The 21681-nt window shown below is 41.0% G+C and carries 20 protein-coding genes, 1 tRNA gene and 2 pseudogenes; 11 read left to right on the plus strand and 12 right to left on the minus strand.

The features are described 5' to 3' along the window. Positions 1-18: 18 nt before the first annotated feature. Complete coding sequence (gene aroB / locus IQ224_RS11555; protein WP_002745196.1) at positions 19-1119, plus strand: 3-dehydroquinate synthase; 1101 nt, start codon at positions 19-21, stop codon at positions 1117-1119. Here aroB and IQ224_RS11560 read toward each other — a convergent pair. Next, positions 1096-2232: a geranylgeranyl reductase family protein gene (locus IQ224_RS11560; RefSeq protein WP_194032963.1), complete on the minus strand. Its 1137-nt coding sequence runs from the start codon at positions 2230-2232 to the stop codon at positions 1096-1098. The two genes, aroB and IQ224_RS11560, sit on opposite strands and share 24 nt — an antisense overlap. A gap of 238 nt (positions 2233-2470) precedes the next feature. Here IQ224_RS11560 and IQ224_RS11565 point away from each other — a divergent pair, with 238 nt between their 5' ends. Continuing rightward, positions 2471-3655 carry an AAA family ATPase gene (locus IQ224_RS11565; RefSeq protein WP_194032964.1) on the plus strand — a complete coding sequence of 395 codons (1185 nt, stop codon included), beginning with the start codon at positions 2471-2473 and terminating at the stop codon, positions 3653-3655. Beyond that, a complete protein-coding gene (locus IQ224_RS11570; RefSeq protein ID WP_002745191.1) occupies positions 3655-4245 on the plus strand; it encodes a DUF4276 family protein in 591 nt (196 codons plus the stop codon). The genes IQ224_RS11565 and IQ224_RS11570 overlap by 1 nt, the downstream gene beginning before the upstream one ends. 135 nt (positions 4246-4380) lie before the next feature. Here the strand turns inward: IQ224_RS11570 and IQ224_RS11575 are convergent, their stop codons facing one another. Then, the gene (locus IQ224_RS11575; RefSeq protein ID WP_194032965.1) at positions 4381-4773 is read right to left on the minus strand and encodes a DUF4278 domain-containing protein; all 393 of its coding nucleotides are present in this window, start codon (positions 4771-4773) and stop codon (positions 4381-4383) included. 309 nt (positions 4774-5082) lie between these two features. Between IQ224_RS11575 and IQ224_RS11580 the strand changes: the two genes are divergently transcribed. Continuing rightward, complete coding sequence (locus tag IQ224_RS11580; protein ID WP_199309408.1) at positions 5083-5256, plus strand: hypothetical protein; 174 nt, start codon at positions 5083-5085, stop codon at positions 5254-5256. A 21-nt stretch (positions 5257-5277) separates the two neighbouring features. Continuing rightward, positions 5278-6327, plus strand: a complete 1050-nt coding sequence (locus tag IQ224_RS11585; protein ID WP_002745183.1) for an AI-2E family transporter — start codon at positions 5278-5280, stop codon at positions 6325-6327. Between the two features lies 1 nt (position 6328). On the opposite strand, the gene IQ224_RS11590 is transcribed toward IQ224_RS11585, so the two are convergent. Continuing rightward, a tRNA-Gln gene (locus tag IQ224_RS11590) sits at positions 6329-6401 on the minus strand. Positions 6402-6527: 126 nt separating this feature from the next. On the opposite strand from IQ224_RS11590, the gene IQ224_RS11595 reads away from it, so the two are divergent. Beyond that, positions 6528-6713: a hypothetical protein gene (locus IQ224_RS11595; RefSeq protein WP_002736073.1), complete on the plus strand. Its 186-nt coding sequence runs from the start codon at positions 6528-6530 to the stop codon at positions 6711-6713. Here IQ224_RS11595 and ctpC read toward each other — a convergent pair. After that, positions 6703-7995 carry a carboxyl-terminal processing protease CtpC gene (ctpC, locus tag IQ224_RS11600; RefSeq protein WP_002745181.1) on the minus strand — a complete coding sequence of 431 codons (1293 nt, stop codon included), beginning with the start codon at positions 7993-7995 and terminating at the stop codon, positions 6703-6705. The genes IQ224_RS11595 and ctpC overlap by 11 nt on opposite strands. A 353-nt stretch (positions 7996-8348) precedes the next feature. Between ctpC and IQ224_RS11605 the strand changes: the two are divergent. Then, a pseudogene (locus tag IQ224_RS11605) lies at positions 8349-8552 on the plus strand (IS5/IS1182 family transposase); the annotation flags it as partial. 199 nt (positions 8553-8751) lie between these two features. On the opposite strand, the pseudogene IQ224_RS11610 reads toward IQ224_RS11605, so the two are convergent. Further along, positions 8752-9192: pseudogene (locus IQ224_RS11610) on the minus strand (alpha/beta fold hydrolase); the annotation flags it as partial. Positions 9193-9410: 218 nt separating this feature from the next. On the opposite strand from IQ224_RS11610, the gene IQ224_RS11615 reads away from it, so the two are divergent. The 3 genes from IQ224_RS11615 (at position 9411) to IQ224_RS11625 (ending at position 12235) form a co-directional block, all read left to right on the plus strand. Next, entirely contained in the window at positions 9411-10580 is a 1170-nt protein-coding gene (locus tag IQ224_RS11615; protein WP_002745161.1) for a phosphotransferase, read from the plus strand. A 46-nt stretch (positions 10581-10626) separates the two neighbouring features. Further along, positions 10627-11070 carry an IS200/IS605 family transposase gene (gene tnpA / locus IQ224_RS11620; protein ID WP_002740761.1) on the plus strand — a complete coding sequence of 148 codons (444 nt, stop codon included), beginning with the start codon at positions 10627-10629 and terminating at the stop codon, positions 11068-11070. Positions 11071-11131: 61 nt separating this feature from the next. Then, complete coding sequence (locus IQ224_RS11625) at positions 11132-12235, plus strand: T3SS effector HopA1 family protein (protein ID WP_002745159.1); 1104 nt, start codon at positions 11132-11134, stop codon at positions 12233-12235. A 153-nt stretch (positions 12236-12388) separates the two neighbouring features. On the opposite strand, the gene IQ224_RS11630 is transcribed toward IQ224_RS11625, so the two are convergent. From IQ224_RS11630 to IQ224_RS11660, 7 genes are all read right to left on the minus strand, one after another. Then, complete coding sequence (locus tag IQ224_RS11630) at positions 12389-12679, minus strand: hypothetical protein (protein WP_002737941.1); 291 nt, start codon at positions 12677-12679, stop codon at positions 12389-12391. Further along, on the minus strand, positions 12639-13001 hold the full coding sequence (locus IQ224_RS11635; RefSeq protein WP_002738203.1) for a hypothetical protein: 363 nt from the start codon (positions 12999-13001) through the stop codon (positions 12639-12641). The genes IQ224_RS11630 and IQ224_RS11635 overlap by 41 nt, the downstream gene beginning before the upstream one ends. Positions 13002-13911: 910 nt before the next feature. Continuing rightward, a complete protein-coding gene (locus IQ224_RS11640) occupies positions 13912-14658 on the minus strand; it encodes a peptidylprolyl isomerase (protein ID WP_002745153.1) in 747 nt (248 codons plus the stop codon). A 51-nt stretch (positions 14659-14709) separates the two neighbouring features. Next, entirely contained in the window at positions 14710-16404 is a 1695-nt protein-coding gene (locus IQ224_RS11645; protein WP_002745151.1) for an HlyD family efflux transporter periplasmic adaptor subunit, read from the minus strand. 33 nt (positions 16405-16437) lie between these two features. Then, positions 16438-19152: a peptidase domain-containing ABC transporter gene (locus tag IQ224_RS11650; RefSeq protein WP_002745148.1), complete on the minus strand. Its 2715-nt coding sequence runs from the start codon at positions 19150-19152 to the stop codon at positions 16438-16440. Positions 19153-19209: 57 nt separating this feature from the next. After that, positions 19210-19788 carry a helix-turn-helix domain-containing protein gene (locus IQ224_RS11655; RefSeq protein WP_002745147.1) on the minus strand — a complete coding sequence of 193 codons (579 nt, stop codon included), beginning with the start codon at positions 19786-19788 and terminating at the stop codon, positions 19210-19212. A 147-nt stretch (positions 19789-19935) separates the two neighbouring features. Beyond that, positions 19936-20997, minus strand: coding sequence for an IS630 family transposase (locus tag IQ224_RS11660; protein ID WP_002745145.1), 1062 nt, complete (start codon positions 20995-20997; stop codon positions 19936-19938). Positions 20998-21408: 411 nt separating this feature from the next. Between IQ224_RS11660 and IQ224_RS11665 the strand changes: the two genes are divergently transcribed. Next, positions 21409-21681 (plus strand): transposase family protein (locus tag IQ224_RS11665; protein ID WP_194032966.1); only part of this gene is annotated, 273 nt, incomplete at its 3' end.

Raw genomic sequence — 21681 nt, forward strand, 5'->3', positions numbered from 1 at the left:
CCCCACACCCCACACCCCATGGCTATTTGTATTCCCGTTAATTTACCCGATCGCTCCTATAATATTCTGATCGAGAAGGGCAGTTTAGCTAATCTCGGTGCAGAAATGAGCCAGTTAAACTTAGGTAAAAAGGTTTTATTGGTTTCTAATCCCGAAATTTTTGACTATTACGGACATACAGCCGTTAATTCTCTAGACAAAGCGGGATTTACCGTTTTTACACATCTGATCCCCGCCGGCGAAAATTATAAAACCCTCGATTCGATCGCCCAAGTTTATGATACTGCCCTCGCTCACCGGTTGGAACGTTCCTCGACTATGGTTGCCCTCGGTGGTGGTGTAATCGGGGATATGACGGGATTTGCGGCAGCCACATGGTTACGGGGCATTAATTTTGTCCAGGTTCCCACCACCCTGTTAGCGATGGTGGATGCTTCCATCGGGGGTAAAACTGGTGTTAATCATCCCCAGGGCAAAAATCTGATCGGGGCGTTTTATCAACCGAAATTAGTTCTGATCGATCCTAACGTGCTTAAAAGCCTACCCGTGCGAGAATTTCGGGCTGGAATGGCAGAAGTGATTAAATACGGTGTAATTTGGGATTCTGATTTATTTCAACAGTTAGAAGACTCGGACAATTTAGCTAGTTTTTCTCAGATTGATGGCGAGCTATTGCAAACAATTATTACAAAGTCTTGCCAAGCTAAAGCAGATGTGGTATGCACAGACGAAAAAGAAGCGGGTTTGCGGGCGATCTTAAACTATGGTCACACGATCGCCCACGGCATTGAAAGTCTAACGGGATATACTAGCGTTAACCACGGGGAAGCGGTGGCGATGGGGATGGTGGCGGCAGGAGCGATCGCTGTTAAACTGGGAATGTGGACCGCCGGGGAAAATCAACGTCAAACCGATTTAATCGAAAAAGCCGCCTTAGAAACCCATATGCCGCCTTTAAATGCCGATGAGATGGTTAATGCTCTTACTGCCGATAAAAAGGTTAAAGATGGCAAGGTTAGATTTATTTTACCAACGGCAATCGGCCAAGTTACCATTAGCGATCGAGTCACCCCCACCCTGGTGCGCGAGGTGTTATCACCAACCGAATCCGGGCAGTAAAAGCTTTTTCAATTGTTGCATCGCTTGTTCCGTAACATCCCGGTATTTTAAATCTCCCACGAGAATACGTCCCATCATTTGACTGGCGATCGGCCGTTTAACGGCGACATTGTAGGCGATTTGGGTAAATTGATAGAATAAACCAGCTAATTTGGCCGCTAAAGCCATATCTTCCCCCCATTCTTCCCGAATTATCCGACTATAGCCCGCTAAAGCCCGATTATCTCCGGCTAAAGCTCGATTGATCGCCTCGGCTGCCTTAACTCCCGTCAAAATTGCTGGACGGATACCCTCACCGATGAGCGGATCGAGAATCCCCGCCGCTTCCCCTGTAATTAAGGCATTTTGGGCGTGTAGCGGTTGATTTCCGTTCCAAAGGGCTAAAGCATACTCACTATAGCGATAATCCTGTAAATTCCAGCCTTTTTGACAGGCATAATTTAACAGTTGTTTTTTCAACTCCTCGGATTTGATGCTGCCCTTAAAACAACCACCGCTAATTGTGTAACCATTAGACTTGGGAAAAGCCCAGATATAACCATTTTTTAGGGAACCAAAGTCAAAAAAAGCTTTTTGGGGGGGAATAGTCGCTTCTGCGTTAGTAATTTCCAGAGTAGCCCCGATCGCTTCGTTTTTTGCTGGTAATCCCAACCAGCGACTGGTATTACCCTTAACACCATCGGCAGCAATCAGATATTTACCTGAAAATGTTCCTTGAGATGTGGTAACTTGCCAGTGATCTTGGACAAATTTGATCTGAGTAACTTCGCTGTTATCTTGGATAGTTGCCCCGACTGCGATCGCCTGTTGACCTAAAAAATCATCGAAACGATCCCTTTGTACCATCCACATCGGTTCTAGCATATTTAACTTAGTGGTGGCGGCATCCCCCTGTTTCCAAGTAAACTCCACTTGCGTGACGGTATTCTCGATCACGGGGGTAAAGTCAAAATCAAACCATTGCTTAATTGCCGGGGATACCCCCCCACCACAGGGTTTATAACGGGGTAATTTCGCTTTATCGAGAATCAGAATCGATCGTCCCTTTTTAGCTAGATGATAACCCGCCGTCGCTCCTGCTGGTCCCGCACCGATGATAATACAGTCGAACATTTGTACTAATTTAAGTCGTTGAACAAATTTATAGACAATTTACGCTATTTTGGGCAACTTGTGTTGAGTCTGGTTTCTTGTCCCTTCCTCAGGCGGTTGAGCTTGCCTCTCTAGTTTCTAACTGATTTATCCCCCAATGTCCAAGAGAGTCTAATCTCTGGCTTTTTTGGCTAATTGATCAATTATCTTCACCTGATCAATCGTATAATCAAAAAAACTATAACGGCTCGATTATATCATGAAAATTGTTTCTATTAAAATAAAAAACTATCGTATGTTTAAAAATATACACATAAGAAATATTCCCCCTTTTTGTGTGATTATTGGAGCTAACGGCACGGGAAAATCTACTCTATTTGATATTTTTGGGTTTCTGCGAGATGCCCTCAAAAACAACATTCGCCAAGCTTTACAAATTCGCGGCGGTTATAGAGAAATTATCACTAGAGGTCAAGAACAGGAAGATATTGAAATCGAGCTGCAATTTCGCATGAAAATCTTAGATACAGAACGTCTGGTTACTTATCAAATCATAATTGGACAAAACAATAATCGCCCCGTTATCAAACGCGAAATACTTCGCTATAAACGGGGTGAACACGGTAAACCTTTTCATTTTTTAGATTTTCAACTTGGTCAAGGATATGCTATCACCAACGAAGAAGATTTTAGTAAACCGGATAAAGAACTCGATCGAGAAGAACAACAGCTAGAATCTAACGATATACTAGCAATCAAAGGATTAGGACAATTTCAACGTTTTAAAGCCGCTACAGCCTTTCGTTCTCTGATTGAAAATTGGCACGTTTCTGACTTTCATATTAGCGAAGCTAGAGGAAGTAAAGAAATATCTTATGCTGAACACTTATCCACCACTGGCGACAATATAGCTACAGTTGCTCAATATATTTATCAACAATATCCCGAAATTTTTCAGCAAATTCTCGAAAAAATGAAACAACGAGTTCCGGGTATTTCCTCTGTGGAAGCCAAAGAAACCGAAGACGGTCGCTTGATTTTACGTTTTCAAGATCAGGCCTTTAAAGACCCTTTTATTGATCGCTATGTTTCTGACGGGACTATGAAAATGTTCGCTTATTTAATATTACTATTCGATCCCAATCCTCATCCCCTACTCTGTGTCGAAGAACCAGAAAACCAACTTTATCCTACTTTATTAAAAGAACTAGCCGAAGAATTCGCCCACTATAGCGATCAGGGGGGTCAGGTATTTGTTTCTAGCCACTCCCCCGATTTTATCAACGCGGTTCCACTAGCTAGTATTTTCTGGCTAATTAAATACCAAGGTATCACCCAAATCCATAGGGCTGCCGATAACGAAATCCTCAAAAACTTAGTAGCAGAAGGCGATTTACCCGGCTATCTTTGGAATCAAGGCTGGTTTAAAGGAGTAGAACCCTAATGAACTATGATATCGTATTTTTGCTAGAAGAGTCATCTATAAAAAATGTGTTAGAAGAACTTTTGCCTAAACTTATTCCCCCAGAAATAAGCTATATATGTATTAGTCATCAAGGTAAACAAGACCTAGCAAAATCTATTCCTATAAAACTCAAAGATTTCAATAAATCTAGTCCCAATACCAAATTTATTATTGTCCATGATCAGGATTCCCACGACTGTCAAAAACTCAAAAAAGACCTAGGAAAAATTTGTCAAAATGCCAGTGATGCTCAAGTCTTAATTCGGATTATTTGCCATGAATTAGAATCTTGGTTTCTGGGGGATTTAGCAGCGGTGTCCAAGGCGTATAATTTAAATAGTCTCGGCCAAAAACAAAATAAAAGTAAATACAGAGAACCGGACCTGCTTAACTCGGCCAAACAAGAATTAAAAAAGCTAGTGAAAGAGTATTATGCAGGAACCCACTCTAAACAGATTGCCCCCCATCTTTCCCTAACTGAAAATAAATCCCGTAGTTTCCAAACTTTTATCCAAGGTATCAAAAATGTTGTGGAAATGATACAACGCCCCAATCCGAACCCGAACTAAAATAGACCTCGACCTAATATAATTAAAAGCTTGTAAGCTCCTAACCAGGGTGATATTTTCTATCGATAAGATTTTTGCGCCCAAAAATATTCCCCCCGGTTTTGCCGAGGGGAAAGTGGTAAAAAAACCGCTAATCTAGCAGTTTAAGGCTAAGTCTTGGGATTCTTTTTTCAAGAGATTAACGAGGGTTTCATCCCCATTCTCTTGAGCGATTTGTAAACGACGTTCCAGACGAAGACGAATATTGCTCAGATGGACGCTAGAAAGGGTTTCCTCTTGGACGACAATAGGGGGTTTGACAACCGGTAACGGACAAGTGTTGGGGATGACTTGTCCGGCAAGATGAGGACGGGTGCTGTAGGCAACCCCACGATACTGACGATGCAGTTTCGGCTCTAATTGGAGCATATGGCGAGGATAATGGTGATTCCAGTCTTGACCTCGATATTTACCCCCGATATCTCCAGTCTTCATCTCCAAGGGGAGAGAATCCCTTTCATACTTAACTCCTCGATAGGCTAACATAATATCACTGACTCCCTGCAATGCTTTAAAGTGACTTTAATCCCCCTTGTCGTCCCTATTTAGGGTCAACAAACGAAAAGATCTTATTTCTTATTCTGTATCTATTTTTACATTTTGTTAGGGAAATTGAAAAAACTTTATAAAAATTTAATATTTTCTAGTTGGCCATAGTATCCTTTTCCGGCTGAGTTTGGTTGCCCACCAAAGGAGCCTCTAGGGATTTGAGGATTAAGGGGGATGATTGCCAGATTTTGAGCAATTTTTAACCTCTTCAGGGATAAGATAGTGCTGGTGTCCCCTAAACATTCATCTATGAGCGGCTTTATTATCAAAATAATCTTGATATCGGCTTTAATTTCCCTGGGAATTAAATATCTTGCCCCTTTATTATCGATCGCTCCTGGTCCTCTTAACACTTTAATTCTGGTTTTTACTCCTTTTCTGCTCACGGTTTTTGCCCTCTGGAGACGGACAATAACTGATTAGGAATTTTTCTCCTTACTCATCATGACTTTTGGCAGCAGCTTCGGTTTAGTCCTGTTAGTCTTTTGTCTGTTGATTCTCTGGCAGATTCGACAGATTCTTTTATTATTATTGATGGCGATTCTTCTGGCTCAGATTTTAAATTTGGCTGTGACTTGGTGGCAGCGTCATCACCTCAAGCGTTCCCACGCCCTAATTATCACCCTTTTTGGCTTCTTTATTGGTATTATCGGTATTTTTTTAGTGATTATACCCGCTTTAGTCCAACAATTTCGCCAATTATTTAGTTTATTACCCCAAGCGATAGAAAGACTCTGGGGACAAGTGCATCGTCTTGAGGATTATCTCGATCCTAGTCTGGCCACTGTCTTTCCAGACTTTAAAACGCTGCTCGCTCAATTACAACCCCTAATTAACCAAATTGCCGGCCGGGGTTTGAGCATTTTTTACGGTACTTTTGGCATTATCCTCAGCTTACTGCTAATTATTGCCCTGAGCTTGATGATTCTCGCCGATCCTGCCGCTTACTACCGTTGCTTTCTGCGTTTATTTCCCGCTTTCTACCGTTCTAGGGTACGATCGATCCTAGAACACTGCGATCGAGATTTAAAAGCTTGGCTAAAAGGGATTTTCTGTCATATGTTGATTATGACCTTGGGCAGTTGTTTGGGTCTATCCCTGATTGGCATTCCCCTCGCTTTTTCCCAATCTATTCTCGCAGGATTTCTCACCTTTATCCCCAACCTCGGGCCGGTTTTAAGCACGATTTTACCCTTTTCTATTGCCCTTCTGGAAGCTCCCTGGCAATCCTGGGCGGTTTTACTACTCTACAGCAGTATTTATCTGTTAATTCAGTATTTCGACCATCATCCACCGTTGCCCATTTTAACAGTGCGGTCGCTCAAGCTCTTACCCGCTTGTACCCTGTTGGCCCAGTTGTTTTTTGCCTCGATTTTTGGCTTTTTAGGGCTATTTCTGGCGGTTCCCCTGACGCTTATTGCTCGTATTTGGCTCAAGGAAGCTTTGATCAAGGATATTCTCGATCATTGGCGGATTAGGGATAAAAAATCTTAAACTGGGGATCTAGGATTCGAACCTAGGAAATGGCGGGACCAAAACCCGCTGCCTTACCGCTTGGCTAATCCCCATTGGACAGACCTTTTTAATATTAGCATTTATCTCCCTGGTTTTGTCAAGAAGTTTATAAAAATTTTTTACTTCGGGATTGAGAGACGCTATAAACAAGGGAATAGAGGGATTAAGGAGAAAAATCTATGGATAATAGCGCACAAAACTGGTACATTGTTCAAGAAAATACGGGAATTTGTCAGATTATAGCCCTAGAAAACGGAAAAACCCCAGTCAATGGTCAATACTGGGGTCCCTTTGCCGAGCGGGGAGAAGCGATCGCCCGTCGGGTGGGTTTAATTCGAGCGGGCAAATGTCAACCTATTGTTTAGCGGTATTGGTGGGCGTTTTCTTGCCTTCCGCGATTTCTTTTTCCAAGATTTCAAAAGCTTTCTTGAATTGAGGATCCTGGAAAGTTCCCACCCGATCCCGTTCCTGTTGAAGATTTTTGCGCTCTTCCTCACTCAGTTCCGACTCCACATCCGGATGAATACCATCTTTATTGATGTCGCGTCCGTCGGGGGTGAGATACTTGGCAATTGTCACCGCTAATCCGGAACCGTCACTAAGACTGCGTACCGATTGCACTAATCCCTTACCAAAGGTTTTCGTACCGACAATAACCGCCCGATCATGATCCTGTAAAGCTCCGGAGAGAATTTCACTGGCACTGGCGGAACCACCATCGACTAGGACAACTAGGGGTTTATTAGTCAAAGCTTGATTGTTAGCCCGTTGACGTTCCGTCACCCCTTTGCGATCGACCGTAGAGACAATTAAACCATCGGGTATCCACATCCGAGCGATTTCGATGCTGGCGTAGAGTAAACCACCGGGGTTGGAACGCAGATCGAGAATATAACCCTTCACCTGTTCAGCTTCCAATTCGCGAATCGCTTGACTCATATCGCCACTAGCTTGGGCGCTAAATTGATTGAGACGGATATAACCGACTTTACCGATCGGGGTGTTTTCTGTGTGGGCGCGTACCGGGTGAATTTCAATTTTAGCCCGGGTAAGAGTCAATTCTTTCTTCTCCTCACCCCGTTGAATCGTGATCTTAACGCTTGTCCCCACTTTGCCGCGGATCATGCTCACCGCTTGATCGAGTTCCATGTCTGCGGTAGATTTACCATCGATAGCGATAATCACATCTTTGGGCAGCACACCAGCTTTAGAAGCGGGAGTATCTTCAATGGGTGAAACCACGACTAACTGCTTGGTTTTCTCATCTTTGGTCAATTGAATCCCTACCCCGGTCAATTCTCCCGATGTATCGATTCTCATATTGTTAAACTCTTTGGGATCCATAAAACGGGTATAGGGATCATTGAGAGTTTTCAACATCTCGCGGATAGCGGTGTATGCTTCCTCTTGATTTTTGTAGGAACGATTTAAATACTGATTGCGGATGGCGTTCCAGTCCGATTGATTAAAAGTGCCATCTAAATAAGTGCGGTTGATGATCTGCCAAACCTCATCAACGGTTTCCTTGGGACTTTCCTGAAAAAAAGCTTGACTTTGGGAGAGTCGGAATCCCGCCCCCGTGACGGCGACGGTAGACAGGACCACTGCTGTAGCACCGAGAACAAGTCCGCGTTTGTTGATAACCATAGGTAATTTTCGGATAAATTAGGCTGTTCTTGCTGGAACGCTCTTTCTGGCTGACCGTCGAAATATCTTGGCAAAAAGGAGCGTTTAGGTTTCTTGGAGACAGACAAAAGAACGCCTGTAGATTACTACTGTTATAACATTTATTATCTCTTTCTTTGTCAAACTGGTTATTTGAGTAGCGATCGAGTTGCCAGCAGCCCACCTCGCGACCTAAGATAGGGTTGGCTGAATAATGGTAAAAACCTTACAGGAAAGGGCTTTTAGCTTGATTGAGAGCTTCCCAAATGCACTTAAATCTGCTAGAATCTCTTAAAACCCTTGCATCACCCTTGCATCTTCTCTAATTAGTGCTAATGTACCGTAAAAGCGAGTTACCCTCAACCCCACCAGAAAACTTCGAGCTGCCCTTTGAGGGGAAATTATCCCAAGATAATCGTTGGGTAATTATGGCCAACCTCATTCCCTGGTCAGAATTTGAAGCGGAATACGCATCACTTTTTTCAGAAGAAATGGGCGCACCCGCCAAAACATTTAGGATAGCAATGTCCGCCTTAATTAGGGTTTGCTGAAAAAGCTTTTCCTGGGGGCAGGGTGTGGGGTGTGGGGTTTTACCGATTTTGAGGTAGTCAGTTGCCTAATTTTCAGGGAAAAAGTACCTGAATTTTCCCCTCGATCTCCGCAACGGCTGGCACTTTTTGAGGGGAAAAAAGTCTAAAAGTCTTATCCAACAAGGTTTTTAGATTTATTCAGCCAGCGCTAATTAATTTCCAAAAAATCTTGCAATTTTTTTAGATAAGTAGGGGCATCTTCTAACATGGGAAAGTGAGCAGTATTAGCCATCTCCACATACTGGATATTATTATTCAAATCCGCCGCCATTTTACCCATTTTGGCGGGGATAATAATGTCTTTTTCCCCTGATACTAAAAGAGTTGGTATCTTAATCTCGGCAAATTTACCCGGCATAATTTCCACTGCTTTTTTACTCACAGATGTATAAATTGTGACTAGGGCGGCCTCGTAATCTGCCGCTAAAAAATCTTCTAAAAAAGCAATTCTTTCTGATTTTGGGATCGATCGATGCAAAAATCTCGCCATAAATAATTGATCGGCAAAAGGTACTTTTAAAAACCAATCATAACGAAACTGTACCACATACTTACCGAATTTATGGAAGGCAGCAAAAGCCGCCTTGTCCCTGTGGAGAAACCCGGTTTCTTTGTCTATCGAGCAATCGCAATTAGCCCTAAACCAATCTAACAGGCAGGTTGACTGGCGCGATTAGTTGAAGTTTAGACATAATTGTGTTAATTATGTTTTTTTAATGCAGATGAATAGCTTGGCAATAAGGCTATCATCAATTATAATTAAAATCAATACAAACAGATCAGCGATATTTGAGAATAATTGTAATTATGAAATTTGTGTTAAGTTCTCAAAATGTTTATGACTATTTAATCGACCAAAAAATCTGCAATCGCTCACAAGAAAATCCGGGAGTAGAGCAGATTCAGGCTAAAAATTTTAACTTATTAGTGACTTTACCAGAGGGGCGAAAGTTACTGGTTAAACAAGAACAATTTATTAATTTAGAAAAAGAAACTGTCGGCGAGTTTTTTGGGGAATGGCGAATCCCCAAATTTCTAGAGAACTTTCCTGAACTTGACCATTGGCGTGCTTTTCTACCAGAATTACTGCTGCACGATGCTGAGAACTCAATTTTAGTTTCTACTTATCTGGATAATTATCAGGATTTAGCAGAGTTTTATTCTAAAGAGAATCTCTTTCCGGCTCAGGTTGCTACTCAAATCGGCAGTTGTTTGGCGACAATTCACCGTGATACCTGGAATCAGAGTATTTATCGGGAATTTTTTGTCAAAGAAGAGTTTGCTGGAAAACCGAAAGTATCTCCGCTATTATTAGAGAGTTTGGAAAGGATCGGTCCTGAAATTTTTGGTATGGCTCCGATGGATGGATTGAAATTTTTTGCACTTTATCAACGATATGATAGCTTAGGAGAAGCAGTTCATCAAGCAAGTGAAACTATTTCTCCTGTTTGTCTGACTCACAATGACCTCAAGCTGAATAATATTCTCCTGAATCGAAACTGGGAAGATATTAATGGAAATGGGATCCGGTTGATTGATTGGGAAAGGTCTGATTGGGGAGATCCAGCATTTGATTTGGGAATGGCGATCGCTAGTTATTTACAAACTTGGTTGGGTAGCTTAGTGATTAGTAATTCTCTCAGTATTGAAGAATCTCTGCGACTAGCCACTACTCCCCTAGAATTACTGCAGCCATCTATCGGTGGGTTAACTTTAGCTTATTTAGAAACTTTCCCAGAAATCTTAGAATATCGTCCTGATTTCTTAAAGCAAGTAGTCCAGTTGGCCGGTTTTTCTTTAATTATTGCAATTTTGGCCATGGTTCAGTATCAAAAAATCTTTAATAATACTGAAATTGCTATGCTTCAGGTAGCCAAGGCTTTGTTATGTCGTCCTGAATCATCAATGTCCACGATTTTTGGGGCTACTGCTACTCAGTTAAATCAGATGAATTCTTCTGTTGTTGGCCAAGTTTAATCTCTTCGGGTCTAATTCCCCGCCGCTCGCGGCGTACAATAGAAAAATGAGTGAATACATCCATAAGAGCCATAATGTAAGTGTTTTGCTATATCATTTAGTGTTCCCAGCCAAATATCGTAAAGCCGTTTTCGACGAACAGGTAGATAGCTTGTTGAAAGAAGTCTGTCTAGAGATGGAAAAACGATACGAGATAAAGTTTGTAGAAATTGGAGTGGATAAAGATCATGTGCATTTTCTGGTGCAATCAGTACCGACCTATAGTGTGACAAGGATAGTGACAATGATTAAAAGTATAACGGCGAGAGAAATTTTCAAAAAGTGTCCTCAAGTGAAAAAGCAGTTGTGGGGAGGAGAGTTTTGGAGTGATGGATATTACGCAAGTACGGTAGGAAAGCATGGGGATGAAGGTATGATAGCGAGATATGTAAAAGAACAAGATAAAGAATACCTGCAGCTACACCAAAATCTACAATTGAGTCTATTTTGATTCTGATACCCCGTCCGCTTGCGGCGGGGTAGTTCATTATCGTTGCATATCTTGAAAAATTATGTCATTACTTAATTCTCAATCTCATCAATTAGCCTCTGAAGTTGGAGGTCGGTTAAAGGAAGTTTTGTTAGATATTGTTGAAAATGTCGAAATTTCCGCTAATTTTTCGATTCGTCATCCTAACTATCAACCCTGGGAAATGCCGGCTGAGATGTTGTCTCGGATTCAGGCTTTACCGAAGGAAATACAGGATAAATATATGAGCTTACAGTTGCGGAGTTTTCTTTATGGCATTTATTATAATGGGTCGATGCAAGCATCGCAAGCATTAGGTTCTGAGAATAAGGGTCAGCAATTAGATTTGGAAAATAATAGTTTTGCTGGCGTAGCTATGGACTTTTATGGGCAGTTAGAGGAAGCGAATAAAGGGGAGGGTTATTTTGATTCGGGTTGGTCGGTTTTGAGAGAAGAAACCGATGGCAGTTTGGCTGTAACTAAGGGCGGTTTGCGGTTACATATCCAACGGGACAAGCATCTTCAAGAGTCTGAAAAAGCGGCGGCTGTGGGGGATGTTGTGTCAATTTTGATGCCTAAGAATTTGGTGCAAAATGGCTTTTATATGGCGGTGGGTAATGCCGGTTTACAGAGAGAGGAAGCTATGGTGCGGCTCTATTTTAATGTTACTCCTGAAGGTGCGGTGGCTGTGATGGCTGGGTTGACTGAAAGGTTAAATGAGAGGGGGATTCCTTTTAGTTTTAAGGCTTTATATAATCCGGTTGATTATCAACGATATGATGCTGGGGTGCTTTATTTTGGCAAAACAGATTATGAGTTGGTCAGGCAGGTTGTGGCTCATGTTTATCAAGAAAATCAGTCTGTTTTTAAGCCTGAAATACCTTTATTTACTCTGGAGTTAGCACCAGGATTGGGGTTAGCGGAGGAACCGGACAAAAAGTTTGGCAGTGAGGAAAGTTTTGGGATGAATCGCTGTCAGATTATAGCCAATGGGTTATTGATGGCTTGGCAACAGGAGGACAATTCTGCGGTGGGTCGCATTACTGCTATTTCTGAGCAGTTTTCTGGGTTGGGGATTGATTGGCAGCGTCCTTATTTGAATGCTGATTCTGAGGATGTTTATCAGGGATTAGAGTTGGCAAGCTGATGCTAAGAGAAAATCAGAAACCGGGTTTTTACTATTTTCCTGAGTTATTCTGGGTAAAGCATAGAAAAAATCCCGGTTTCTTTCTTGGCGCAGAACTCGGAGACTCAGAAACCTGGTTTCTTTTTCGGGTAAAATAGGCTTATCGCCTTGCTTTTACTCTGGTTGGCAAAAGCGACCTGTGACTCGCTCATATTCATCTTCCAGTAACCACATAAGACTTTCTTCGTAAGTATCGCTGGTAAAGATAGATTGATAGTTTTGTGCGGGATTTTGAATCGAGAATTTACCGGATTGTTCTTTAACTAACATCAGAATATAGGGGGGTGAAAGCCAAGGATCTACCCAGATTTCGGCAAATTCCCATTGTGTTTTTTCTGTTGGCGTAATTTGCGTTTTTGCGTTTTCAGGATTTTGTGGTGCGCGGTCTGGTACGAGGTATGACATGATATTTTCCTGTGCTTTTTTTTATTTTTATTTCTCCATAGTGGAGAGGGATTCTCGTTCCATCTAATTTTAGGATATACCCAATTGGTTCGGCAAAAAATAATCCATAGCGTTCGTATTTGTCTTCTGAATCTGCTGCTCCCGTTCTCTCTCCTCTTTGCTTAATTTCCTCTGCCACTCTCTCCATTGTCTGGCGATTGTTAAACAAATAGACGATTCCTTCGATTTCCAGTTCTCTTTGGGATTTTTCGGTTTCGGGTAAATGTTTGTCAATCAGACTGGTTCGGTTTTCTAGATATATTTCTCTGTTAATACCACTCATGTGATTTGTTTAACTAGCCATCTTACTATAACAAAAAGCGGTTCTTCGGTTTGTCTTATGCAATAGACGGGAGTTATAAGGGATGGAACCCTTATAGAGAAAGACATTGGGCGATTTTTGTCAATTGTTTTTTATCTAAAGCGAACTAATCAATTAAATCCCTTACCAGATAAAGATTTTGTTGATTTATGCCCCCCTATCGAACCATAACAAGTAACGAAGAGCCCAAAAAGCGGTAAGGGTCGCTATGCCGTCAGACTTATCGCCTATCTTAAAATAAAGTAGCGATCGGCCCATCGCTAAAGTTTAGTCTCATTAGGGCATAGGGCTATTTTTTTGACCCACCACCCCCCGAACCCAGAGGAGAGAGATATAAAAAAGACATAATTGTGTTAGTTCTGTCTCAAAAACAAAGCTCGGTGATACGAAATAATGGGAATTTGCGGTCATAATCTACATGAAATTACGGTGTTTTGGTCGGTAAAATTGAGACATAATTGTGCTAGTTAGATGAATTTTAAAGTTGCTCAACCCCTTGTCATTATTGGAGAGTTAGGCAATAATAAGAGTCATAGGGAAAGGAAGAGCATAATTAATCTGATTACCTCAAAGTAAAACTTATTCCAAGAGGAAACGAAAATGGCTAATATTACTATTTCTGACTTACGTCCTGCTGGTGCAGATTTATTCTCGGATTCTGAAAGTTATATGCATGAATTGACCGATTCGGAAATGCTTGATACATTAGGAGGTCGGCGGATCATAATTACGTGGACTTTTGTTTGCTACGAGAGTTGAAGAGAATAGGAGACTTTGATTAATTGCTTTTGTTATGATTTTTCGAGGTTCCCAAAAAATGAAACCGAGATAGTTTTATTATCTCGGTTTATTTGATGTTTTTTAAAAAAACTTAATTGCAAATCTCAATATTTTTATTAGCTTGGAAATCAATCAGAGAGTTACTAACCCAATCGTTAAATAGATCTGTAGCAATTTTATTTCGCAGCCAGTTGTCTAGCTTCCTTTCAATAATCTCTTCGACTAAAATTAGATGCACTCCCTTAGAAGTCACAATCGGTTTAAGAACCTCTGGTGGTGTCGCAGCAAAAACAGCAGCCGAAATCTCTGGCTTCAAATCTTTACGAGACAGTATCCCTCGATATCCTCCTTTTCGGCGTAACTCTTTATCCTCAATATACTTGTGAGCCACATCATAGAAACTCATTTCCCCTTCCTGAATAGAATAAAATAATTCCATCGCTAAATCTTCATCTTCTAACACTACTTCATGCATTACTACCCCAGCATAATCTAATTGATGCTCATAAAAATATGGCTCAATTTTATCCGCAAAAAGATGAACAGCTAGTTTTGTGGAAAGACCTTGATAGTACACAAATTCTTCAAAATCATCTAAAGACAGATGATTTTTTTTCATCCAAGCCCAGGTATCCTCTTCACTAAGAAGTTTATACATTTTTCGGTATTTGTCTGCCATCTCTTGAAGCTCCTCAGCTTCTAGCTTGATTCCTATCTCTTCTGCCGTATTGGCGATCATTTTACGGGTAATAATTGCTTCTATGAGTTCAGAAGTTTTTAAAGACAGCTTAACTTGTTTCAGAATATCTTCAGCAGTAATGGTAATAGATTGTGACATGATTAATTTTTCCTGAAAAAACTACAACATCGAGAGATTGCCAAAAAGTTTTTACAATTCTAAACCTCCTTTTTGTAACTTCTTGAATGGGTCAAGAATAAAATCAATAATGCGACGCTGACGCACCACCACCTCAGCGGTAGCCGTATCTCCCGGACGTAATGGAATACAGTCATTAGCACTAGGAATACAAGTTTGATTTAAATGAATTTCTAGTTCATAAATTGCTACTCGTCCCTGAGATGTTTCTTGCATTTTGGTGGTTGGGGAAATTTTAATTAAACTTCCATCAACTACGCCATAGTCCTGAAAAGGATAAGCATCAAACTTCATCTTAACCGCCATTCCTTTCTGTAATGAACCACTTTGTGTAGTGGCCATTTCTGCTTTCAATAAAATATCCGCTTTTTGGGGCGCTATTTCTACAATCATTCCTCCTTGTTGTACCACATCTCCCACCCCAGTAATCGGCAAACTAAAAATAGTGCCTCCTTCTTGGGCTCTAACAATCCGTTTCTCTAACTCAAACTTCAAAGAATCAATTTCTTTCTTTGTTTGCGTCACCTCAGATTTAATACTACTGATTTGGCTATCCAAACTTTTTAGCTGTTCTTTAATTTTAGACAGAGCAATTTCCCCCGCATGAGTAAGGGTTTGAACACTATTCTCTTGCTCGGCTAAACGCAACTTCGCTTGCTCAATGTCCGCTTCCCCTTGATTAACAATTCTCTCATAAATCCTCTTTTGTTCGATTAATCGTAACTCCGCTTGCTCAATATCCGCCTTCCCTTGATTAACAATTCTCTCATAACTGCTTTTCTGCTCTTCTAATCGCAGTCTGGCTTGCTCAATATCTGCTTGACTTTGCTTCCAAATACTTTGTCTTTCATCGGCGATATTTTCCTGTTCAACGACCCGAACTTCCGCTATCACCCCATTATGGAAAAGATTCTGGTAACGTTCGACTTCCCTCAAGGCTTTTTGTAAGCGCAATTCTGCTAAATTATAAGCGGTGTTGCTATCCTCTAACTGTTGTTTGGCTTGGGCAACTTGAGTCAGTTTCTCTTCTCTTTGTAAATTTAAGGTTCTTCTGAGTGCTGCCAGATTTTGCTCCGCTTGAGCAATTTGAGTCAGTTTTTCCTGTTCTTGCAAATTGTATGTTGTCTTAAGAGACTGAAAGGTTTGTCGAGCTTGTTCTACCTGAGATAGTTTCTCTAATTGTTGGGACTGATTTTGCCGTTCTTGGGTACGCAGTTCGGTTTCTAGCTGATTTTTTTGTTGCTTTAGTGCATTCAGCCGATTATTTTGACTTTGTAGTTGAATTTGCAGTTGGGTAATTCGCTCACGAATAGGGAGACTGTCCAGTTCCATTAAAATATCCCCAGCTTTTACCATGTCTCCTTCTTCAATATTTAGCATTTCAACTTTAGCCGTTTGGGAATTAAGAGCCGCAGATGTATAGGTTAAATTTAGCTTTTGCTTAATTGTACCACCTTGCGGTTCTAACCGTCCCCTAGCACTACCCGTTTCATCTACCCGAGACAACATTCCCCAGGGCAAAGCGATCGCCACAAAAACGATTAAAAAATAGAGCAGTCCTCGCGTCCACCGCTGAGGTAAGGCATCCAACAGTTCCTTTGTGGCAAAAGACCAATCCGCCGAAGAGTTTAGGTTACTTCCTGGTAGATTTTGGTCGCTTTTACGACCATTTAAGTCCGCTTGGTTAATCTCATTAAACTGGGTCATAATTTATGAAAATCTTGCTCAGATTTATGAACATTAGTTAAGTTGCTGATGATTTAAATAGTAATAATGCGCTTTTTTTGCCATTAACTGCTCGTGATTTCCTTGCTCTATTAATACTCCTCTATCTAAAACTAAAATTATATGAGCATTTCTAACGGTAGATAAGCGATGGGCAATAATTAATGTAGTACGTCCCTTAAGAATTCTATTCAAATTAGTCTGAATAATTCGCTCCGACTCCACATCTAAGTGGGAAGTTGCCTCATCAAAAATCAATAGACGAGGATTGCCTAATAACGCCCTAGCGATGGCTAATCTTTGCCGTTGACCACCAGACAATAACCCTCCACCTTCACCAATCTGGGTTTCATAACTCATCGGTAACTTTTGAATAAACTCGTCAGCACCTGCTAATTGAGCGGCTTCGATAATTTCCGCCTGAGTTGCAGAAGGTCGCGCTAGGGTCAAGTTGTCCCGAATTGTGCCACCAAATAAAAAAGTATCCTGGTCAACAACACCAACCCTTTGACGCAAAGAAGATAAAGAAATGCTAGTTATGTCATGACCATCAATGAAAATCTTCCCATCTGTAGGGGTATATAGCCCCAAAACTAGCTTAGAAATAGTAGTTTTTCCTGAACCAGAACGCCCCACTAAAGCTACAGTCTGTCCGGCTTTGATTTCAAAGCTGAGATTCTCTAAAACATTAGTTTCGCTTTCTGGGTGGTACCGAAATGTCACCTTGTCAAAAATAATATCTCCTCGTAAATCTGTTAAATAATAACGAGCCTGAGATTGCAAATCTTCCTCTGGTTCGGTATCAATCACATCATTAATTCGCTCCACTGCAATAATTACCTCCTGTAACTCATTCCATAGAACCGTTAACCGCTGAAAAGGGTTTATTACATTGCCAATTAACATATTAAAAGCCACCAACTGCCCGATGGTTAATTCTCCTTGAATCACTAACCAAGCGCCAAACCAAAGCAGCCCAGTGGTCACTAAAGATTCAATGGTTAAGCTAAATACTTGGAGTCGGTTGCTAATAATCTGCCCAGAAAAGTTTTTGCGAATTGACTTGTTGAGAAACTCCTCCCAACGCCAGCGCACTACTTGCTCAATTGCCAGAGATTTGACCGTGCGTACACCAGTCAAAGATTGGATTAAATAACCACTTTCTTCCGCTAAGGCCGCAAATATTTCTCTGGATATCTTTTGTAGGAAAGGAGTAGCAATGATAGCAAGCAGGAAAAAAGGTGGCACAATGACTAATGCCAGTAAAGCCATTTTCCAGCTATACCAGAACATAAGTCCCACATAGATAAAGACCGTGAGTAAATCTAATACAATAGATAGGGCTTCACCCGTTAGAAATCTCTCAATCTTGCGGTTTTCCTGCACCCTGGCCATGATATCCCCCACATAGCGAAACTCAAAAAAACGCAGGGGTAATCGGAAAGTGTGGGTAATAAATCCCACAATCATGGCTAAATTTACTTTGTTGGCAGTGTGGTCGAGGAGATATTGTCGTAACCCGGTCAAAGCAACCCGAAATAAACCAAAAATGACTAACCCTAATCCCACAGCCGTTAAGGTTAATGTACTGCCTTGAACAACTACCCGGTCGAGGAGTAACTGAGTAAATAGTGGGGTAACTAATCCGAAAATTTGAATGACTAAGGAAGCAATAAATACTTCTAGCAATACTTGACCGTGAGGACTGGCTAAATTAAAAAATTGCCAAAATGGGGTAGTATGATTTTTGAGTTCCTTGATTAAAGCTGTCGGTTGTAGGAGTAGTGTATAACCCTGCCAACCTGTTTTAAATTCTGGATATGTTAAACTCCGTTGACCAATAGCAGGGTCAGCAACAATGACTTGATTGTGAGTGATTTCATAAACTACGATATAATGTTTGCCTTCCCAGTGAGCGATTGCGGGTAATTTTTGTTTAGCTAGTTGGTCAATACTGGCTTTAACTGGTCTAGTGGAAAATCCGATACTTTCCGCCGCAGCGGATAGTCCTCGCAAAGAAGCTCCATTGGCATCTACATTAGCAATATCTCGAATGCGGTTGACACTAAACTTTTTGCCCCAATAACGGGCAACCATTACTAAACAAGCAGCACCACAGTCAGAACCACTTTGTTGCTCAAAAAAAGGATAGCGTCTAGTAATATGCTGCCATAGATGAGTAACGCGCTGAGTGGGGCTAGGGAAATAAGCCTTGTTAACTTTTTGCTTGTGGGTTTTTAGATATATTTCATCTTTGATTGTGCTAATTCCCGCAATTAGTTCCTGGTCGTCGTTTACGGATAAATCTAGTTGAGTATTGATGGAAAATTTACTTTTTTGTTCATTATCTTTAGCGGTAGCTAAATTGTACAAATACTCCTTAAATCGGGAATTTTTATGAATGATAGAGCGCAAAACTTTACCAGGAATATAACATAGCTCTGCTTGAGGCGAAACCCTGACAGCATAATCTAAAAAACCGGCTTCAGGAAACAAAGTACATTCCCCAAATAGTTGAGCCGGATGCAGGGTGCTAATTAAGTCCAGGCTACTGTTAACCAGTCTTACTTTGCCAGCGACCAAAATATATAAGCCATCGGATGCTGAGATACTTTCCAACAACAAACCGGGGTTAGGTTTTGAAAATTCAGCCGACTCAACTAAACTGGCTAAATCCTCTTCTGATAAAAATTGACCGATTAGACCAGATAGATATTCTTTGGCAGTCATTTCTCCCTCGATAGTGTTGCAAACACTTAATAGCACTTAATAGATTTTTCATGATGATTAAGAAAATGCCGCCTCCTCTGGAATGTCCCTAATCACAATGCCGCTTTTACTGGATTTTTTCGGCTCATTTTTTTCAAGGTTATTCGATTTTGGTCTGGTAGATAAACCCATTTGTTTGAGTAGTCTGTTGATATGGCGATCGCTAATTTTAATTCCTAATTCTGCGCTCAGGTGCTCGCTGAGTTTCTTAGCAGTCCATCGGGAAGCCGAATAACTAAAATCACGGTGAGGGACTTTAACTTCTCTAGGGCTTTGACTGACTAACTTCCTCAAACGCTGCAAGCATTCCTCGTCTACAGTTTGAGGTCTGCCAATTGGGCCACTATTCCACTGGTGAGCCTGACCAGACTTGGCGAGGGTTATCCAATGGCGTGCTGTACTATGGGAACAGCCCAACTCTTGGCAAATTTGGGTTTGGGTTTTACCCTCATCTGCCAGCAGCATAATTTGAATTCGTTGAAAATGGCGCTTAGACAACCCTTTTTCTAGGCTTTTTTCTAAGTGTTTTCTCTGAAAAGCACTGAGAAATCGACCAGAGTTATTGGGAAAATTAATACCAGTTTGAGATGATTTCATAAGCTGATACTCATTAGCATTAGAGGATTTTGGACAATCTGCGACATCTTTGCAAAACAAAATTTGGCGTTGCGTATTTGCGGTATAAATCAATTAGACACGGGTATTACCTCGTACTCGTAGAACAGATGGTGGGCAGTTAAGTAGCTAGGCAGAATTAAACTTAAAACAGTGAGTTTCGTATCCTCCTTTTTGAGCGCGAGCTTCGATCCCTTGTTTAACAGCGATCGCTAAATCGTACTCATCGGGCAAAATTTGACCTGCCAGTTCATGAGTTTTTAATTGATGCCATTCAATTTCAATAAGATTCATTTCAGAGGAATATTTGGGCAGTTGAAAGAAAAATAATCCTTGCTGCTGCCACTTATCCCAATATTCTCTGACTTGCTTGCTCGTATGAATGGGATGATTATCTTGAACGATGACGGTAATCTCCCCCGTCTTTTCAAAATGTTGGGCAGCGAGTTGGGCTTGCCATTCGAGAAGCTTAATATAAGTGTCCCCTTTAAAGGAGCCTAATTTCAATCCATAGTCAAAACTCACTCCCACCGAGTAAAGTCCCAGAATATTTAATCTTTTTCCTCGTCTTTTAGTCTGTTGTAAGACTTTCTGCTCTCCAAGACGAGCATAAGTGTAGCTGACGGGACTCCAAACAGAAAAACCTGATTCATCCAAAAATTTTAGACGGATTTCTCCGGCACTGTGCGCCCAGAACAACCAGTCTAAATCGGCTTTTTTAGCTAATTTAACTTGAGGATCAGCACCATTGGGTTGTTTATATCTTGTTCTTTTCCAGACCCATCCTCTTGCTTTGAGAATTTTCCTTAATCTATCTTGACTCAAAACAACTTTTCGCTCTGTTGCTAGTTTTCGAGCTAATTGAGCCGCATTATAGGTTCGTGAATCTTCTTCTAGACATTTTTCTACATAAACCAGATCATCCTCTTTCCACTTCTTTTTTCTTCCTCTCCCCATTTTTTCCCACAATCCTTCCATTCCTCGCTTTTTCCAACGATGGAAGCAATCTCGCACGGTGTGGGGCGATTTTCCCTTATATTGGGCTATCTTCTCCGCTGACCATCCATAATGCCTAAGTCGAATGATTTCGGCTCTCTCCTTGACCCTATAAGGAATTCCTGCAAGTTTTTGCAGTTCTAGCAGGTTTTTGTCTTCTTCTTCACTTAAATCAATTTTTAGAGGGGCTGGCAAGGTTTTATTCCTCCTCCACAAAGGGTTCTCTGCTATTTTATAAGTTTTTTCGCCTACTTACTTAGCACGGTGTATGTCGCCCATGCTTTTTGACCATTGTACCAGATCCTTCTGGTTTAAGTAGTCGGACATAAGTTTTCGCTGCTGTATAAAGTTTTGTAAATAGGGTAGAAAGCTGTATGCAGCAGCGAAAACCGCCTCTTTTACATTCCTTAACATAGTGTTGTTCATTTATGGCTCTTCTGGTTTCTGTGTGGAAACGAGGTCTATACTGATAGTTTCTTCTTTAGACCTCTTGCATAATTTTTTTATGGTATAATGGAGGGTTTTGCTTTTTTCTCAATTCTTAGATTGAAGTGGAAAAAAGAATAAAATGTGATCTTAGGTCAGGAAATCATCTATAATTTTGCTATGTTTATTAGCAAAATTATGGATTATCAAAACTTATCAGATGAACAATTCAAACGCCGTTTCGGTGTGTATAAACAAACCTATAGAAAGATGGTAGAATCAGTAAAAAGTGTTGAAGCCGACTCTAATTCACCATCTAAAAGGGGACCGAAACCTAAACTATCTATAGAAGAACAAGTTTTAGTAACGTTAGAATATTGGCGAGAATATAGAACATATTTTCACATTGGTACAAGCTGGGAACTATCAGAATCAACTATATGTCGGATTGTA

Source organism: Microcystis sp. LEGE 00066 (assembly GCF_015207925.1).
Taxonomy (GTDB): Bacteria; Cyanobacteriota; Cyanobacteriia; order Cyanobacteriales; family Microcystaceae; genus Microcystis; species Microcystis ichthyoblabe_A.

Bases quoted from the DNA above. Each gene is read 5' to 3' on its own strand.
- IQ224_RS11570 (WP_002745191.1), top strand. From the start codon at position 3,655: ATGAACTATGATATCGTATTTTTGCTAGAAGAGTCATCTATAAAAAAT.
- aroB (WP_002745196.1), top strand. From the start codon at position 19: ATGGCTATTTGTATTCCCGTTAATTTACCCGATCGCTCCTATAATATT.
- IQ224_RS11650 (WP_002745148.1), bottom strand. From the start codon at position 19,152: ATGACTGCCAAAGAATATCTATCTGGTCTAATCGGTCAATTTTTATCA.
- IQ224_RS11625 (WP_002745159.1), top strand. From the start codon at position 11,132: ATGTCATTACTTAATTCTCAATCTCATCAATTAGCCTCTGAAGTTGGA.
- IQ224_RS11655 (WP_002745147.1), bottom strand. From the start codon at position 19,788: ATGAAATCATCTCAAACTGGTATTAATTTTCCCAATAACTCTGGTCGA.
- tnpA (WP_002740761.1), top strand. From the start codon at position 10,627: ATGAGTGAATACATCCATAAGAGCCATAATGTAAGTGTTTTGCTATAT.
- IQ224_RS11640 (WP_002745153.1), bottom strand. From the start codon at position 14,658: ATGTCACAATCTATTACCATTACTGCTGAAGATATTCTGAAACAAGTT.
- IQ224_RS11595 (WP_002736073.1), top strand. From the start codon at position 6,528: ATGGATAATAGCGCACAAAACTGGTACATTGTTCAAGAAAATACGGGA.
- IQ224_RS11615 (WP_002745161.1), top strand. From the start codon at position 9,411: ATGAAATTTGTGTTAAGTTCTCAAAATGTTTATGACTATTTAATCGAC.
- IQ224_RS11630 (WP_002737941.1), bottom strand. From the start codon at position 12,679: ATGTCATACCTCGTACCAGACCGCGCACCACAAAATCCTGAAAACGCA.
- IQ224_RS11585 (WP_002745183.1), top strand. From the start codon at position 5,278: ATGACTTTTGGCAGCAGCTTCGGTTTAGTCCTGTTAGTCTTTTGTCTG.
- IQ224_RS11645 (WP_002745151.1), bottom strand. From the start codon at position 16,404: ATGACCCAGTTTAATGAGATTAACCAAGCGGACTTAAATGGTCGTAAA.
- IQ224_RS11635 (WP_002738203.1), bottom strand. From the start codon at position 13,001: ATGAGTGGTATTAACAGAGAAATATATCTAGAAAACCGAACCAGTCTG.
- IQ224_RS11580 (WP_199309408.1), top strand. From the start codon at position 5,083: ATGAGCGGCTTTATTATCAAAATAATCTTGATATCGGCTTTAATTTCC.
- IQ224_RS11565 (WP_194032964.1), top strand. From the start codon at position 2,471: ATGAAAATTGTTTCTATTAAAATAAAAAACTATCGTATGTTTAAAAAT.
- ctpC (WP_002745181.1), bottom strand. From the start codon at position 7,995: ATGGTTATCAACAAACGCGGACTTGTTCTCGGTGCTACAGCAGTGGTC.
- IQ224_RS11560 (WP_194032963.1), bottom strand. From the start codon at position 2,232: ATGTTCGACTGTATTATCATCGGTGCGGGACCAGCAGGAGCGACGGCG.